The organism is Fulvimonas sp. R45, from assembly GCF_030504985.1.
Classification (GTDB): Bacteria; Pseudomonadota; Gammaproteobacteria; order Xanthomonadales; family Rhodanobacteraceae; genus Rhodanobacter_A.
In genome coordinates, this window is sequence record NZ_JASERU010000013.1 from 66,146 (window position 1) to 81,942 (window position 15,797).

The 15,797-nt window shown below is 67.8% G+C and carries 8 protein-coding genes; 4 read left to right on the forward strand and 4 right to left on the reverse strand.

Features of this window, described 5'->3' with window-relative positions:
• Nucleotides 1-77: 77 nt before the first annotated feature.
• The gene (gene pgl / locus QMK61_RS12425; protein WP_302072531.1) at nucleotides 78-773 is read right to left on the reverse strand and encodes a 6-phosphogluconolactonase; all 696 of its coding nucleotides are present in this window, start codon (nucleotides 771-773) and stop codon (nucleotides 78-80) included.
• Nucleotides 773-2,242, reverse strand: a complete 1,470-nt coding sequence (gene zwf, locus QMK61_RS12430; protein WP_302072532.1) for a glucose-6-phosphate dehydrogenase — start codon at nucleotides 2,240-2,242, stop codon at nucleotides 773-775. Before zwf ends, pgl begins: the two co-directional genes overlap by 1 nt.
• Before the next feature lie 249 nt (nucleotides 2,243-2,491).
• Here zwf and QMK61_RS12435 point away from each other — a divergent pair, with 249 nt between their 5' ends.
• Entirely contained in the window at nucleotides 2,492-3,244 is a 753-nt protein-coding gene (locus tag QMK61_RS12435) for a GntR family transcriptional regulator (RefSeq protein WP_302072533.1), read from the forward strand.
• 109 nt (nucleotides 3,245-3,353) lie between these two features.
• Complete coding sequence (locus tag QMK61_RS12440; RefSeq protein ID WP_302072534.1) at nucleotides 3,354-4,913, forward strand: tetratricopeptide repeat-containing sulfotransferase family protein; 1,560 nt, start codon at nucleotides 3,354-3,356, stop codon at nucleotides 4,911-4,913.
• A 93-nt stretch (nucleotides 4,914-5,006) separates the two neighbouring features.
• Here QMK61_RS12440 and QMK61_RS12445 read toward each other — a convergent pair whose 3' ends face one another.
• On the reverse strand, nucleotides 5,007-8,159 hold the full coding sequence (locus QMK61_RS12445) for a TonB-dependent receptor (protein ID WP_302072535.1): 3,153 nt from the start codon (nucleotides 8,157-8,159) through the stop codon (nucleotides 5,007-5,009).
• Between the two features lie 1,044 nt (nucleotides 8,160-9,203).
• Between QMK61_RS12445 and QMK61_RS12450 the strand changes: the two genes are divergently transcribed.
• Nucleotides 9,204-12,380 (forward strand): efflux RND transporter permease subunit, encoded by a 3,177-nt coding sequence (locus QMK61_RS12450; protein WP_302072536.1) that lies wholly within the window; start codon nucleotides 9,204-9,206, stop codon nucleotides 12,378-12,380.
• A gap of 12 nt (nucleotides 12,381-12,392) precedes the next feature.
• On the opposite strand, the gene QMK61_RS12455 is transcribed toward QMK61_RS12450, so the two are convergent.
• Entirely contained in the window at nucleotides 12,393-14,612 is a 2,220-nt protein-coding gene (locus tag QMK61_RS12455; protein WP_302072537.1) for a sugar-binding protein, read from the reverse strand.
• Between the two features lie 139 nt (nucleotides 14,613-14,751).
• Here QMK61_RS12455 and QMK61_RS12460 point away from each other — a divergent pair, with 139 nt between their 5' ends.
• A complete protein-coding gene (locus QMK61_RS12460) occupies nucleotides 14,752-15,792 on the forward strand; it encodes a histidine kinase (protein WP_302072538.1) in 1,041 nt (346 codons plus the stop codon).
• Nucleotides 15,793-15,797 lie beyond the last annotated feature (5 nt).

The window sequence follows — 15,797 nt, forward strand, 5'->3', positions numbered from 1 at the left end:
CGCGCGGTACCGGGCGCGGCCGCCAGTCGGGCAGGGTGCGGGGAAGGTCTCGTCCGTGCGGATTCCGGGGATACCCATCACGGACACCAGAAGGTTTCCAGCGTCGGCGCGGCGCGCAGCACCGCGGCCACCGGCAGCGTGCTGCCGGGCGCGCACGCGGCATCCAGTACCGCGCGCTTGGCCTCGCCTTCGATGTGCAGGAACAGCGCGTGGCTGTCGAGCAGCGCGGGCAGGGTGAAGGTGATCCGCGGCTCGCCGGCGCCGGGCGCGCGCATCGGCAGCACGCGGGCGGCACCCTTGCGGTCCAGCGCCTCGGCGAGGCGGTCGCCGCCGGGGAAGAACGAGGCGGTGTGGCCGTCGCCGCCCATGCCCAGCACCACCGCGTCGAAGGGGGCTGGCAGCGTGGCGACGCGGGCGCGCAGCGCCGGCATCGCCGCTTCCGGCGTGGGCGCCTCGGCGTACAGCGGCACGAAGCGCGCGGCCGCGGCCGCGTGCTGCAGCAGGTGCGCCTTCACCAGCCGCGCGTTGGAGCGCTCGCTGCTTTCCGGCACCCAGCGTTCGTCCACCAGGGTCACGGCGACGCTCGCCCAGTCCAGCGGCTGTTGCGAAAGGCGCTCGAAGAAACGCTTCGGCGTGCTGCCGCCGGATACCGCCAGCACGGCGGCGCCGCGGCCGACCAGGCCGGCGCGCAACTGGCCGGCGACCCGCGCGGCCAGCGCCTCGGCCAGCGCTTCGCCGTCGTCGTAGCGATGCAGGGCGGGCGCGTCGGGCATCAGCCCTCGTCCTCGTGCCAGGTGCGGCCGTCGCGCTCGATCAGCGCCACCGCGGCGCTGGGGCCCCAGCTGCCGGCGGTGTAGGGCCGCGGCGGCTCGCCGCTGGCGGCCCAGGCGGCCAGGATCGGGCCGGCCCAGCGCCAGGCCGCCTCCACTTCGTCGCGGCGCATGAACAGGGTGGGGTTGCCGCGCACCACGTCGAGGATCAGCCGCTCGTACGCGTCCGGCTGCTGCACGCCGAAGGCCTCGGCGAAGCTCATGTCCAGCGGCACGTGGCGCAGGCGCAGGCCGCCCGGGCCGGGATCCTTGATGGTCAGCCACAGCTTCACGCCCTCGTCGGGCTGCAGCCGCAGCACCAGCCGGTTCTGCCCCAGCGGGCCGGCGCTGCCCTCGAAGATGGAATGCGGCACCGGCTTGAACGCCACCACGATCTCGGACACCCGCTCGGGCAGGCGCTTGCCGGTGCGCAGGTAGAACGGCACGCCGGCCCAGCGCCAGTTGCCGATCTCGGCCTTCAGCGCCACGAAGGTCTCGGTGTCGGACTTGCCGCCGTCGAGCTCCTCCAGGTAGCCCGGCACGCCCTGGCCTTCGGAGGCGCCGGCGCGGTACTGGCCGCGCACGGTGAGCTGGGCGGCGTTGCCGGCGTCGATGGGCCGGAGCGCGCGCAGCACCTTCAGCTTCTCGTCCCGCACGGCATCGGGCGCCAGCGAGGCGGGCGGTTCCATCGCCACCATGCACAGCAGCTGCAGCATGTGGTTCTGCACCATGTCGCGCAGCGCGCCGGCGCGGTCGTAGTAGCCGGCGCGGCGGCCCAGGCCCAGCGTCTCGGCCACGGTGATCTGCACGTGGTCGATGTGGCCGGCGTTCCACAGCGGCTCGAACAGCGCGTTGCCGAAGCGCAGCGCCAGCAGGTTCTGCACCGTTTCCTTGCCGAGGTAGTGATCGATGCGGTAGGTCTGCGACTCGGCGAACACGCGGCCCACGTCGTCGTTGATCTTGTTCGCGCTGGCCAGGTCGCGGCCGATCGGCTTCTCCAGCACCACGCGGGCCTTGCCCTGGTTCAGGCCCTGCCGGCCCAGGCGCTCGCAGATGTCCACGAACAGCTCGGGCGAGGTGGACAGGTAGAACACGCGGATGTTGTCCGGCCGCTCGCCGAGCAAGTCGGCGAGGCCGTCCCAGCCTTCGTCCCTGCGCGCGTCCAGCGCGCGGTAGCCGACCAGGGCGAGGAAGGCGTCGCGCTGTTCCGGCGTGTCGTCGGCCGCCTTGCCCAGCGCCTCGCGCACCAGGGCGCGGTAGCCCTCGTCGTCCAGCGGCTCGCGGGCCACGCCCACGACCCGGCTGCCCGCGCGGATCTGCCCGGCCAGGTAGCGGTGGAACAGCGCCGGCAGCAGCTTGCGCACGGCCAGGTCGCCGGTGCCGCCGAAGATCACCAGGTCGAACGGATCGACCGGCAGGGAGGATGGAGTCACGGCGCACCTCGTGCGAGTGAGCAGGTGGGTGGAACCTCGATCGTACCAATGTCATACCAGACAAGACCAGTCCGCTGCATACGAATTCATATGCCCTTTCGGAAAAAGGGATCGTCACGGAAAGCCGCCGCCAAGGCCCGAGTTGTCCCAGTGGTGCGCCATTGGTATGGTAGGCGTCGCCCCGTCCGCCCCGCGGCCGGCGACCCGGACGGCCCCGTCAGGCACGGCGCCGATGAGGAACAGGCCTCCATGCACAGCGCACTCGCCGACGAATACCGCCGCCTCTGCCGCGACACGGCCGCGCACCAGCCGCTGGCCTACCTGCGCCTGCGACGCGCGATCCGCAACGTGATCGAGCACCGCGCGATCGAACCCGGCCAGACCCTGCCCAGCGAACGCGACCTGGCGCAGACCCTGAGCCTGTCGCGCGTCACCGTGCGCAAGGCCATCGCCGGCCTGGTCGAGGAAGGCGTGCTGACCCAGCGCCACGGCGCCGGCACCTTCGTGGCCGAGCGCATCATCAAGCCGATGTCGCGCCTGACCAGCTTCACCGAGGACCTGCGCGCGCGCGGCCTCGACCCGCGCTCGGAATTCTTCGAGCGCGACGTGGGCGAGGTGACGCCGGAGGAGTCGATGGCGCTGAACCTGTCGCCCGGCGTGCAGGTGGTGCGCCTGCACCGCGTGCGCTACGCCGGCGACGAACCGCTGGCGATCGAGCGCACCGTGGTGCCGGCCAGCGTGCTGCCCGATCCCATGCTGGTGCACGACTCGCTCTACGAGGCGCTGGAGACCCGCGGCTGCCGCCCGCGCCGCGCGCTGCAGCGGCTGCGCGCCGTGCTGCTCGGCGCCCGCCACGCCCGCCTGCTGCACGTGCCCCCCGGCAGCGCCGGCCTCAACATCGAGCGCCGCGCCTTCCTCGACGACGGCCGCGTGGTGGAATTCACCACGTCCTGGTATCGCGGGGATATCTACGACTTCGTGGCGGAGTTGCAGACGGATTGATTGCCCGGCCTGATGCAGCCCGGCCTTCGTTCTGGAACACTTCTGCGCGATGTGCATCCACGCCAGGGCATGATCGTCGCCCGGCGGCATTCCACCCGGATTTTCGACCATGTCCCAGCCGCTACCGCCATCCGTTCGCCAATGGCTCGCTGAAGCCGGCCGGGCAATCAACCAACGGCAGCCAGACCTGGCGGAAAAAGCGCTGACGAAGGCGCTAGCCCTTGCACCAAACCTCGCCGATGCGCAATTCATGTATGGGCTTGCCCTGCTGATGCGCGGCGATGCCGGCAAGGCGATCGGCTTCCTGCGCAAGGCCGCCGTGCAACGCCCGGCGGATGCCAACATGCGGATGTATCTGGGCTGTGCCCTGCATGATGCCGGCGCGTTGGACGAAGCATTGGACCACCTGCAGCGGGCTTGCGAGCTGGCGCCACAACAGTCCGCCCCCTGGTACAACCTCGGCAAGGCACTGAAGCAGCGCGGGCAATCGCGGGAAGCCGACCAGGCCTTCCGCCGCGCGCTGGCGCTGGACGAGGGGCACGCGCTGGCCCGCATCGGCGTGGCCGACATCGCCACCATGCAAGGCGACATCCCGCGTGCCGTGGCGGAGTACCGTCACGTGCTGAGCAGGCATCCGGAGTGCGCCGAGGCCTGGCACGGCCTGGCCAACCTCAAGACCGAGTCGCTGGGACCTGCCGACATCGACCTGATCCGCCGCGCCCTGCGTCAGCCCAACCTGGCTTCCGAGACGCGGGTGCTGCTCGGCTTCAGCCTGTTCCGGGCGCTGGAAGACCAGCACGACTACGCCAACGCTTTCGAAGCGCTGCGCCAGGCAAACGCGGACAAGCGGCGCCAGGTGGAGTGGAACGCTGCCGCCGAGCGCACGCAGATCGACCGCATCATGGAAGCCTTCAGCGCCCCGCTGCCTGCACCGCTGGACTCCGCGCTGGGCCACGAAGTCATCTTCATCGCCAGCATGCCGCGCTCGGGCTCCACGCTGGTCGAGCATATCCTCGCGACCCATCCCGACGTCGCGGGCGCCAACGAGATCCCCGACCTACCCCAAGTCATCGAAGACGAATCGCGCCGCCGCGGGCAGCCCTTCCCGCAATGGGTCCCCGCCGCCACCGACGACGACTGGCAACGGCTGGGCCGGGACTACCTCGCCCGCACCGCGCGCTGGCGCGAGCAACACCCTCGCTTTACGGACAAGAACGTCGCCAACTGGCCGCTACTGGGCGCGGTCCGCCTCATGCTGCCTGGGGCAAAGATCATCCACTGCCACCGCGATCCGGTGGAAACCTGCTTCTCCTGCTACCGCCACCTGTTCCGGCACGGCGTGCATTACAGCTACGACCTCGGCGAGATGGCGGAGTACTACCGCGACTACGAGCGCCTCAGCGCGTTCTGGCTGGCGCGCCACCCTAGACACGTACTCGACTACCCCTACGAAACCCTGGTGCGGGAACCCGAGGTGCAGATCCGCCGCCTGCTGGCATTCTGCGAACTGGACTTCGATTCCGCCTGCCTCGCGCCCCACCAGACCAAACGCGAGGTGCTCAGCACGGCCAGTGCGGCGCAGGTGCGCGAACCTATCCGCGCCGGCACGGCGCATAGTGCGCCCTATCTGGAATGGTTGCAGCCGTTGCGAGAGCGCTTGGCGCGCTGAAACGGACAAGGCCGCCGGTTGCCCGGCGGCCTTGTCCGTTTTCATCCACCACGCAATGCTGCCGCTGTGGCAGCATTGCGTGGAGATTGTTGCTTACCAGTCGTACTTGACGCTGAACTCCGCGTACCGCGGGAGCTCCACCGCATAGCCCGTCACACCGCCGATAGGCAGCTTGTACGTGGGATCCGGTGCGCCGCCCACGCCATCGTGGGTAACAGTGTAAGCCGTGGTGTTCTGCTCGTTGAACACGTTCTGGACCTGCACCTGGAGAGTCAGGTGCTTGCCGGCCCACTCCGGGATGTAGCTGACCGAGAGGTCGAGCTGATGGGTCCACGGCAGATGACCGGCCCTGCCCGGAGGCGACGGCTTGCCATCGCACCAGTGGTAGGCCTCGCCGTAGCCTTCCGCATCGATCTGGTCCGGGCCCCAGGCGCCCAGGCAGGTGATAGGCGCACCCGACTGGATGATGTACAGACCGCTGACCAGCCACTCGGGGGTAATCGAGTAGGTGCCGTAGGCCTTCAGCGTGTGGCGATGCGAGTTGGGCAATTCGCCGTTCGAGTACTGCATCAGTTCCGGGAAATCCCAGGCTTCGCTGATCGAGGCGGACTGGCCGCCACCCGCAGCGGCCGAAGCATTGGAGACCTGTCCAAGCGGCGAATAAGTCGGGCCCTCCGTGGTGCCGTAGCTCTTGGCGAACACGTAGTCGATCTTGCCCATCCACTTGCCATCCCACGGATGCTCAAGGGCTTCTTCCAGGCTGTAGTACTTGCGGAATGCAGCCGGGAAGCCCGTGACGTATCCACCGGTCACCGTATGCGGGTTCCATGTGTAGGTCTTGTAGGTGCCGTCGGTCGCCAGGTAGCGCACCTTGTTGCTGCGGCCTGGGTTGACCAGGATGTCCGTCTGGAACGCGCTGTCAAGCGCATCGGCAGGCTCGGTGACCGTACCGGTATCGTCGATGATGTTGTTCATCCTCGAGTAGGTCGCCTGCGAGGTCCAGACCAGCGACTGGCCGAATGCGTTGAACGACTTCTGGAAGCCCAGCACGTACTCATCCTGGTACATCGGCTTCAGATCCGAGGCGGCAATCGTCTTCGGGTCCTTCGGTGTGCCGTACTCGCCATCAGGCGAATAAGGCGTCGCAGTCGTGGGAACCTGGGTCAGGCCCTGCGGGATGCCGTTCGCATCGATGGACGCATAGGTGTAGTACTCGTTGAGGTAGGCATTGGCGCCTGCCATGCGTACGCCGAGGCCCGTGGGCAGGGCGAGGTAGTAACGCCCCACGTTGCCGTACAACTTGGCGCTGCTGTCGCCGAAGATGTCCCAGCTGAAGCCCAGGCGCGGCTGCCACTGCGGCGAGGTTTCCCGGATGTAGGGTTGGTTGCCAGCGCTGTAGTTGGTGAACTGGTCGTTGCGCAGGCCGAGGTTCAGCAGCAGGTTGGGCGTAACCTGCCAGTTGTCCTCGACGTATTGCGCCTTTTGCTCCACCGTGAACGAGGCCACGCCGCCATACGTCCGCTTCACGACGTAGTAGCTGGCGGCATCGTCGCCGGTACCTACCGCGCCGCCATTGGGGTAGTTGATCGGGTTGGCGACGCACTGGCCCAACGCGTTGCACGACAGGGTGGGCTTGGAGAAGTTCTTCGAGCCTTGCTTGCCGTAGATCCAGTAATACCCCGGGCCGGCGCTCTGGCTACCGTCACTGATATCCGTGCTGCGCATGTTGTCCACGCCGAACTTCACGTCGTGGTCGCCCAGCTTCCAGTCCAGGTCCAGGCGGAAGTTGTTTTCGGTGGATCGGTGGTCCGGAGAGGGGATGGTCAACGCGTTGTTGTTCGTGTTGCCGGAACCCGGCACGGTCGGGTTCTGGCTTCCCACGCCAGACACGCCCGCCAGTAACAGATCGAAGCCCGGATAGGTCAATTGCTGGCTGTAGTACGTGCTCTTCATCTTGCCGGCCAGCACGCTCAGCGTGAGGTTGTCGGTGATGTACGAGGTGTACTTCAGGATGCCGATGTCGAACTTGCTCGAGTACAGCGGGTTGTTGATGCTGTTGAAGCTGCCTACGGCATTCGTGCTGTAGTCGTAGTTGTAGGCGTTGTTCGAGAGATCTTCGGCCTTGCTCGAGGCGTAGGTAGCCTCAAGAACGTTGCTGTCATTGATGTTCCAGTCCAACTTGCCGTAGAGCTTGGGCAGGCTGGTGCTGCGCGAGTTGTAGTACGGCGAGTTGACCGAGCCGGTGGACTTGCTGCTGTCGTGCTGGGCTTCGGCCGTGAGGTAGAAGAACAGCTTGTCCTTGATCAGCGGACCTGAAATGTAGGCGTCATAGACCGTGCTCCAGTCCTTGTTCTTGTGGCGATTGACGAATATGTCGCCAGGTTGCTGCCCTGCCGTCGTCGACGCCGGGTTTGCATAGTAGATGTTGTCGTAGGTGCTTCGCGCCCAGCTCGGTGCCCAGGTGACATAGACGCCAGCGTGGAAATCATTGCCGCCGCGGTGGCCGATCTGGCTGATCACGCCGCCGGTGGAGCGGCCGTATTCGGCACCGTAGCCGGACGTGATGGTCTGCTGCTCGGCAATGGCGAAGTACGGCAGGGCGATGCCGCCCGCATTGCCCACCGGGTCGGTGGTGTTGAAGCCGTTGACGTAGTAGGCGTTCTCCGCCGTCGAATCGCCGCCGAAGGAGATCAGCGGCGTCCCGGCTGGGCCAGTACCTAGGCTGGCGTTGCCGCCGGCGACACCGGGTGCCAGCACGGCGATGGATTCGGCATTGCGTGCCAACGGCAGCTGCTTCAACTGCTGGGCGGTGATCACGGAGGTCTGGCGGGTCGAGGACACGTCGATCGCGGGAAGTGCGTTGGCCATGACCGTGACGCCAGACAGGTTCTCCACATTCTTGGAGGAGGCAAACGGCACTTGAGCGGCACCACCAACGCTCACCGCCACATGGTTCTGTGACGAGACCGTCTGGCCATTGCTGATCAGCGACACCGTATAGTCGCCGCCTAGCGGCAGGTTGGTGACGCTGTAGCGGCCACTGCTGTCGACCGGCACCTCACGGGTAAATCCGGTTTGGTTGTTGACAACCCTGACTGTTTCGCCAGCCGCCACCGGGGCGGTACCGATAATCGAGCCTGTCGTGGCCTGGCCATAGGCCAAGCTGGTGAAGCCCAGGCTCACGGCCAAGGCGGCAGTCAAGGCGTTGCGGCGGTAAAGGCAACCCCGCGCCATGTGCTTGTTCATTTGTATCTCCCCGGAAACAGCCCAATTGAGGGCAACTAGATAATGACTACGCCAACCAGTTCAGGCAGGTAATGGCGATAATCGCGAGGAATCCGTTTGGATTTGAAACCCGTCCACATGGATTCATAAAGTGAATGCCATCCATACGCATGTTCACCTCGAATTCCTGGCGCAGACTCCCACCATCAACCCCCGGACCCTCTCTTGGCCGAACTTAGTTTGTCCGAATGTGACTGTCAACACTTTCTTAGCAATTGTTATACAGCCATCTAAAATGGCAAGTTCTTGCGAAAGCAATATCTTTCGCCATTTCCCGACGACTTATTTCGGTGCAGGGAACATATGTCTGTCATTTGGAACCTACACATCAGGTCCGAAGCCTGCGCACAAGTTGCAGACTGCGAATAAACTATTTACTTATAAGAACTTATGAGCGCATGTTGCAGACATCGGCTTCTCCCCCGATCTGGGGCTCCTACACCACCTCATATCGGCCTCCATGTGTCATGGGCCATCTTTCGGACCCGCGAATCATGGATAACAGTCATTGTTTCGCAAAAAATTGCGTGCTGCGGCAATTTCATGCCGCGCCTCGGACATACATGCCGGAAAGTGACTGAACTTGTGAGAAAACGCGACGATGTGCTCGCATGTTCGCAATCGAAATAATTGGCGGTCCAATCGCACATATTTACTGCATTATGTTGACCTGCCGCACGCTGCAGACTCAAGACTCGCCCCCACCGGAAGGCACAGCGGAGACATGGCGTATCCGGCAGGGAAAGCGTCCCATGCCTTGCTTGGCCGAAACTATCCGGCCCGCAGCTGCTGCCTCATGCCGCTCCACGGCTCGCCGAAGGCCGCGCCAGGCCCGGCCATGCCTTTCGGCACGGCCGGACTTCAGGCACATTCACGGGTCCGGCCGGACAGGCATAAAGGTGCCATGACCCCGTTCCTTCGCCACGACGCAACCGCCGTCGCGTTCCGCACGCGCATGGCCCCGCACATGGATGTCCACCGCGCCGTGCGCGGGAAGAGGCCCGCATGAATCTGTTCGCGCCGATGATCCGCCGCCCGGCCGGCACCTCGCTGCTGGCGATCGGCCTGGCCATCGCCGGCTTCTGCGCCTACCTGCTGCTGGGCGTGGCGGCCTTCCCGTCGATCGAATTTCCCGGCGTGGTGGTGTTCGCGCAGATGCCGGGCGCGAACGCGCAGACGATGGCGAGCACGGTGGTGTCGCCGCTGGAACGGCACCTGGGGCGCATCCCCGGGATCAAGCAGATGAGCTCCAGCACCAACGACGGCGGCACGCAGATCCAGATCCTGTTCGACATGAGCCGCCATGCCGACCAGGCCGCGCGCGACGTGCAGGCGGCGATCAACGCCGCCGCGCCCGACCTGCCGCCGGGCCTGCCCAACCCGCCCCAGTACTTCAAGTTCGACACCTCGCAGATCCCCATCCTGCTGGTCTCGATCACCTCCTCCAGCCTGCCGCCCGACAAGCTCTACGACCTCACCGACACGCTGCTCAAGCCGGCGGTGGCGCAGATTCCCGGCGTGGCGCAGGTGCAGCTGGGCGGCGGCACGCCGCATGCCGTGCGCGTGGCGCTGGACACCGACGCGCTGGCCCATGCCGGGATCACCGCCAACGACATCGCCAATGCGCTGCGCGCGGCCAACGTCACCTCGCCCCAGGGCATGTTGAGCAACGGCGCCACCCAGATGACGGTGACGGCGAACGATTCGCTGCAGACGCCGGCGGACTTCGCCCGCCTGGTGGTCGCGGTGCGCCATGGCGCGCCGGTGCGCCTGTCCGACGTCGCCACGGTCACTGGCGGCCAGCAGGACAAGTACGCCGCCGCCTGGTTCAACGGCCAGCGCGCGGTGGTGATGCAGATCACCAAGCGCAACGACGCCAATGCGGTGGCCACGGTGGAGGCAATCCGGGCCCGCCTGCCGGAGCTGCGCGGCCTGCTGCCCGCCGACGTGGCCATCACGCCGATTTTCGACCTCACCCCCACCACCTTGTCGGCGCTGCACGAAGTGGAAGTGGCGCTGCTGGTCAGCGTGGTGATGGTGGCGCTGGTGATGCTGGTGTTCCTGCGCCGCCTGAGGCCCACGGTGATCGCGATGTTCAGCGTGCCGCTGTCGCTGGCCGGCGCGCTGGTGACGATGTGGGTGCTCGGCTTCACCCTCAACATCTTCTCGCTGGTGGCGCTGGTGCTGTGCGTGGGCTTCGTGGTGGACGACGCCATCGTGGTGATCGAGAACATCGTGCGCCACATGGAGCAGGGCATGAAGCCGCTGCCGGCCGCGCTGGCCGGCGTGCGCGAGATCGGCTTCACGGTGATCTCGATCACGCTGTCGCTGATCGCGGTGTTCGGGCCGATGGTGTTCGGCAACAACATGTTCACCCTGCTGATGCGCGAGTTCTCGGTGACGCTGATCGCCACCATCGTGATCTCGGCGGTGGTCTCGCTCACGCTCACACCGGCGCTGTGCGGGCGCTGGCTGGACGCGCATGACGACGCCCACCGCCGGCCGGGGCGCCTCGAACGCCTGGCCGAGCGCTTCGACCGCTGGATGCTGCGCGTCTACGAGCGCGGCCTGGACTGGGCGATGCATCATCGGCGCATCATGCGCTGGCAGCCGGTGCTCCTGCTGGTGCTGACCGTCGTGCTGGCGGTGCTGGTGGGCATGACGGCCGGCGGCGGATTGATGCCGAAGGAGGACACCGGCCTGCTGCAGGTGGGCATCACCGCCAACGCCAACATCTCGCCCACCCTGCTGGCCACGCGCACGCAGGAGGTGGCCGCGAAGATCCAGGCCGATCCGGCCGTGCGCGACGTCTCCGCCTTCCTCGGCAACGGCAACGGCATCGGCGCGGTCGGCAACGAGTCCAACCTGTTCGTCGACCTGAAGGACCTCGGCGACGGGCCGGGCGACCGCCACGTGCCCGCACAGGCGGTGGTCGACCGGCTGGCCAAGCAGTTCAAGAACGTGACGGACCTGAATGTCTCGATCAGCGTCAACCAGTTCTTCGGCGGGGGCGGGGGTTCGGGCAACGGCAAGGGGCAGTATTCGTTCCAGCTCGACAGCCTCGACGGCACGCCGCTGCAGCAGCCCACGCTGCGGCTGGCGCGGGTGATGCGCGGCATGAAGCAGTTCCACGACGTCAGCACCAGCTTCGACAGCATCGGCAAGCAGCAGATGCTGCAGGTGGACCGCGCCACGGCCGCGCGCCTCCACGTGAGCCTGTCCGACGTGGACGACGCGCTGTCCAACGCCTTCGGCCAGGGCTTCGCCACCACGATCTATTCCGACATCAACCAGTACCGCGTGGTGATCACCTCCGACAAGGCCGATTCCCTGAGCCCCGCCTCGCTGCTGAACACCTACGTGCGCAGCAGCCAGGGCAAGATGATCCCGCTCTCGGCGGTGGCGACCATCCATCCGGCCATCGCGCCGACCACGATCAGCCATTTCGACCAGATCGAATCAGCCAGCATCAACTATAACCTGGCCAAGGGCGTGAGCCAGCTCGAGGGCCTCAAGCTGGTCGACCAGGCGATCTACGCCGCCCAGCTGCCGGCCGGCGTGCAGAAGAAGTACACCGGCGACAACAAGAACCTGATGGAGGCGCTCGGCAACGCGCTGATCATGCTGCTGGCGGTGATCCTGGTGATGTACGTGGTGCTGGGTATCCTCTACGAGAGCCTGATCCACCCGCTGACCATCATCTCGACCCTGCCCGCCGCCGGCATGGGCGCGTTCCTGGCGATGCTGGTCACCCATACCCAGCTCACCATGATGTCGGTGATCGCGGTGCTGATGCTGATCGGCATCGTGAAGAAGAACGCGATCCTGATGGTGGACTTCGCCCTGGTCGCCGAGCGCGAGCACGGCCGCACGCCGCCGGAGGCGATCCGCGAGGCCGCGCTGGTGCGCTTCCGACCGATTACCATGACCACCCTGGTGGCGATGGGCGCGGCGCTGCCGCTGGCGATCGGCTTCGGCTACGGCTCGGAGATGCGCCAGCCGCTGGGCATCGCCATCCTGGGCGGCCTGCTGGTATCGCAGCTGCTGACCCTGCTCAGCACGCCGGCGATCTACCTGTGGCAGCACGACCGCCGCGAGCGCAGGGCGAAACGCCGCGCGCTGCGCGAGGAGATCCGCCGCCAGCGCGAACTGGCGAAGCGGATGCCGGCGCTGCCGAAGTAGGCGGCTGCCCGTTCAGGTCCCGGGGCGCCAGGTCCAGGCCAGCTTGAAGTAGACCTCGCTGCCGTGGCCGCGCTGGCGCCGGTCGTCGGGATACTCGCCGGCGCCGCGCACGCCCCAGTACAGCTGCAGGTCGCGCGACCAGTCCCAGTTGAATTGCAGGCTGGCCTGGGTGGCGCGGTAATGTTCGCGGCCCGGATAGCGGCGGTCGGTACTGTGCCGCTGCCAGGCCAGCAGCGCATACAGGCGGGCGGAGAAGTACCAGGTGGCGTAGAACTGCCGGGCCGCCTCGGTGAGCCGGTGCGCTTCGCCGGGACGGCGATCGAGCAGGCTGCGGTCCTCGCGCCATTCCAGCTCCAGCCGGTCCCACGGCCGGGTGACCAGGTGCAGGCCCCACGTGGTGCCGGGCACCACGTCGCCGCTGGCGTAGTCGACCACGCGGCCGCGGCTGCCGGTGAAGCCCAGCGCCGGGATGCGCGGCGCCGGATTGACGCCGAGCTTCCACTCCACGTAGCGCACGTGCCGCTCGCGCCCGTTGCCGTCGAGCACGCTGGCATCGGGGTGCAGGCGGATGTCGGCGGCGAAGTCGCGCCAGCCGGCCAGGACGAGTCCCAGTGCGGGATCGAACTCGTGCCCGCGTTGGCCGCCGATGCCTTGCACTCGGTCGATCCAGACATAGGGCTCGATGGTGTTGATCCACTTGGCGGTGGAATAGAACGGCCGGTTGTAGTCGTAGTGCAGCGCCTGGTAGCCCACCCGCGGCACGTAGCCCAGCCAGCTGCGGAAGCCGGGATCGTAGCGCTGGTAGCGCAGCGTCCATACGTTGCGCGTGCTGTGGTCCCACTCCAGCCACAGCGCGCTGCCGCGAAGCGATTGTCCGCGCCAGTCCGCCGCGAGGTCGGGCCGGTTCGGGTCGCGCGTGTCCGATTCCAGCCACTGGCCGATCAGGCGGTCGGTGCTGTCGGCCCAGCTGCCGTCCACCCCGGCGACCCGGTTGCGGCTGCCGTCGTCGTTGTCCTTCACCGCCAGCAACGCGCCGGCGTCGCCATGGGCCAAGGTCTGGCGCAGGCGCGCGAAGCCATCGCGCGAGTCGAAGTCCGGCAGCACCAGTGAGGAGCCGAGAAAGCCGGGTTCGATGATCGCCGGGCGGCCGCCGTCGCGGGCGAGGAAGGCCGTGCCCTCCAGGCCGTCGGAGCGCCGGGTGTAGCGCAGCCCCCAGTCCGGCGCGGCCACGCTGCGGGTGTAGACGGCCGGAATCAGCGTGGTGACCAGGTCGGCGCCCTCGCGGAAGAACGGCCGCTTCTCCGGCAGGTCGAGCGCGAAACGCTGGTTGGCGGTGAGCTGCGCCTGGTCGGCCTCCACCTGCGAGAAATCCGGATGGACCGTGACGTCCAGCGCCGCGCCGGGCCGCGGCAGCCATTTCGCGTCGAAGCTGGGCCGCCAGCGCAGGTCGTCGGCGTGGCCGTAGCTGCCGCCCTCGTGGCGGCGGGTGATGGTGAGGCCGGGGGTGAGCAGCACGGGCTCCGCGTGCGGCTCCAGGTCGTCGAACTGCACGGTGCCGGCGTAGCAGAGGAAGCAGCTGGCGTCGTGCGGAAACGGCGCGCTGGCCATCTGCGTGTTCTCGTCCCGCGGCACGCCGCGGGTCACCACCACCGCCCAGCGCTGGCGGCCGCGCCGCGCGATGCGCAGGGTGGTCAGCGGGATGCGCATCTCCGCGGTCCAGCCGCGCGCGCCGACGCGGGTGGCCACGTCCCAGTCGTAATCGGGGTCCAGCGTCTCGGTCTGCTGCGCCTCGTTCTGGTAGCCGTCGGTCTTCACCCCGCGCGCATCGACGCGGAACAGGTAGGAGCCGCGTCGCGTGCCCTGCGGGTCGAGGTAGATCTGCACGTAGTCGTGCGAGGCGTTGACCTTGTCGCGGCGCACGAACGGTTCGCGCAGGCGCGCGGTATCGCGCAGGTCCATGCGCAGCCCCACGTACAGGTAGCGGTCGTCGTAGAGCAGGCGTACCTCGGTGTGCTCGGGCGCCGGCGTGCGGTCGCCGGGATAGGTTTCGTAGAAGCGCTCGATCGGCGCCGCCGACGCCCAGGCCGGATCGTCCAGCCCACCGTCGAACAGCGGCGGCCGCGCCACCCGCACGGCGCGCACCGACTGCGCCTGCATCGCCGCATGCCCGCCGGCGGCTGCCGCCCAAGGCAGCAGTGCCAGCACCGCGGCCACCCAGCATGCCTTGCCCACGCGCCACCTCCCCTCCAACCGGACCTGGCAGCTGGAATCGCAGACGGTCCGCCGCGGGGTCAAACCGCTTTCGGCGAACGGCACCGGCGCGTCGCCAAGCGGTCTTGCCGCCACCATGGCGCGGGTGCACGCTGCCCGCATGCCGATCCGCCATCCGCCGCTGCCCCTGCTGGTCGCCACCCTGGCGCTGTGGGCACTGGCCTTCGTGGCGTGGACGGCGAACGAGCTGCTGCTGGATCCGATGCAGCACGAACTGGATCTCGCGCTGCGCCGGCTGCTGCTGTGCCTGTTCGGCGCGCTGCTGTGCCTGGCGCTGGCGCCGCCGCTGCGCCGGGCGCGGACCCGCGGGCACCAGCTGCTGGCATGGGTGGCCGGCGGCGTGCTCGGCGCCAGCGCGCTCTACGCGTCAGCCGAGTGGCTAGCGATCTATCGCATCCGCCCACTGTGGGGCGACGCCGGCTGGGCGCACGTCACCGATACGGCGATGACGGTGTTCTGGGCTTTCGTGGCGTGGGTGCTGCTGTTCCTGGCGCTGGCCGCGGAGGAGGACCGCCGCGAACGCGAACTGCACCTGGCACAGGCCACCGCGCTGGCGCTCGACGCCCAGCACCGGCTGCTGGTGCAGCAGCTCAATCCGCACTTCCTGTTCAATGCGCTCAACACGGTCTACGCGCTGGTGCTGGAAGGCGACGACGAGCGGGCCCAACGCAGCGTGCTGGCCTTGTCCGCGTTCCTGCGCCGTTCGGTGGACGGCACTTCGTCGCTGCAGGTGCCGCTGGCCGACGAACTGGCCGCGGTGCGCGAGTACCTCGACATCGAGCTGGCGCGCTTCGGCGACCGCCTGCGGCTGGTGGAGATGATTCCGCCTGCCCTGCTGCTGCGACCGGTGCCCGCCCTGATCCTGCAGCCGCTGGTGGAGAACGCCATCAAGCACGGCCTGGCCGGCGCGGTGCAACCGGTGACGATCCAACTGTCCGCCATGGCCGCCGACGGTAGCTGGGTGCTCGCGGTGGAGGACGACGGCCACGGTTGTGCCGGCGAGGTGAAGCGCGGCGTGGGGCTCGATCACGTGGCGCGGCGGCTGGCGCTGCTGTACGGCGCAACGGCGCGGCTGGAGGCCCGCATGCGGCCCGGCGGCGGCTTCGTGGCGCGCCTTCACCTGCCCGAGTCGCCGCCGTGAACGCC

What these genes read in the sequence shown, in the direction of transcription:
- pgl (WP_302072531.1), bottom strand. Translation starts at nt 773, where the DNA reads ATGCCCGACGCGCCCGCCCTGCATCGCTACGACGACGGCGAAGCGCTG.
- QMK61_RS12435 (WP_302072533.1), top strand. Translation starts at nt 2,492, where the DNA reads ATGCACAGCGCACTCGCCGACGAATACCGCCGCCTCTGCCGCGACACG.
- QMK61_RS12440 (WP_302072534.1), top strand. Translation starts at nt 3,354, where the DNA reads ATGTCCCAGCCGCTACCGCCATCCGTTCGCCAATGGCTCGCTGAAGCC.
- QMK61_RS12445 (WP_302072535.1), bottom strand. Translation starts at nt 8,159, where the DNA reads ATGAACAAGCACATGGCGCGGGGTTGCCTTTACCGCCGCAACGCCTTG.
- QMK61_RS12450 (WP_302072536.1), top strand. Translation starts at nt 9,204, where the DNA reads ATGAATCTGTTCGCGCCGATGATCCGCCGCCCGGCCGGCACCTCGCTG.
- QMK61_RS12460 (WP_302072538.1), top strand. Translation starts at nt 14,752, where the DNA reads ATGCCGATCCGCCATCCGCCGCTGCCCCTGCTGGTCGCCACCCTGGCG.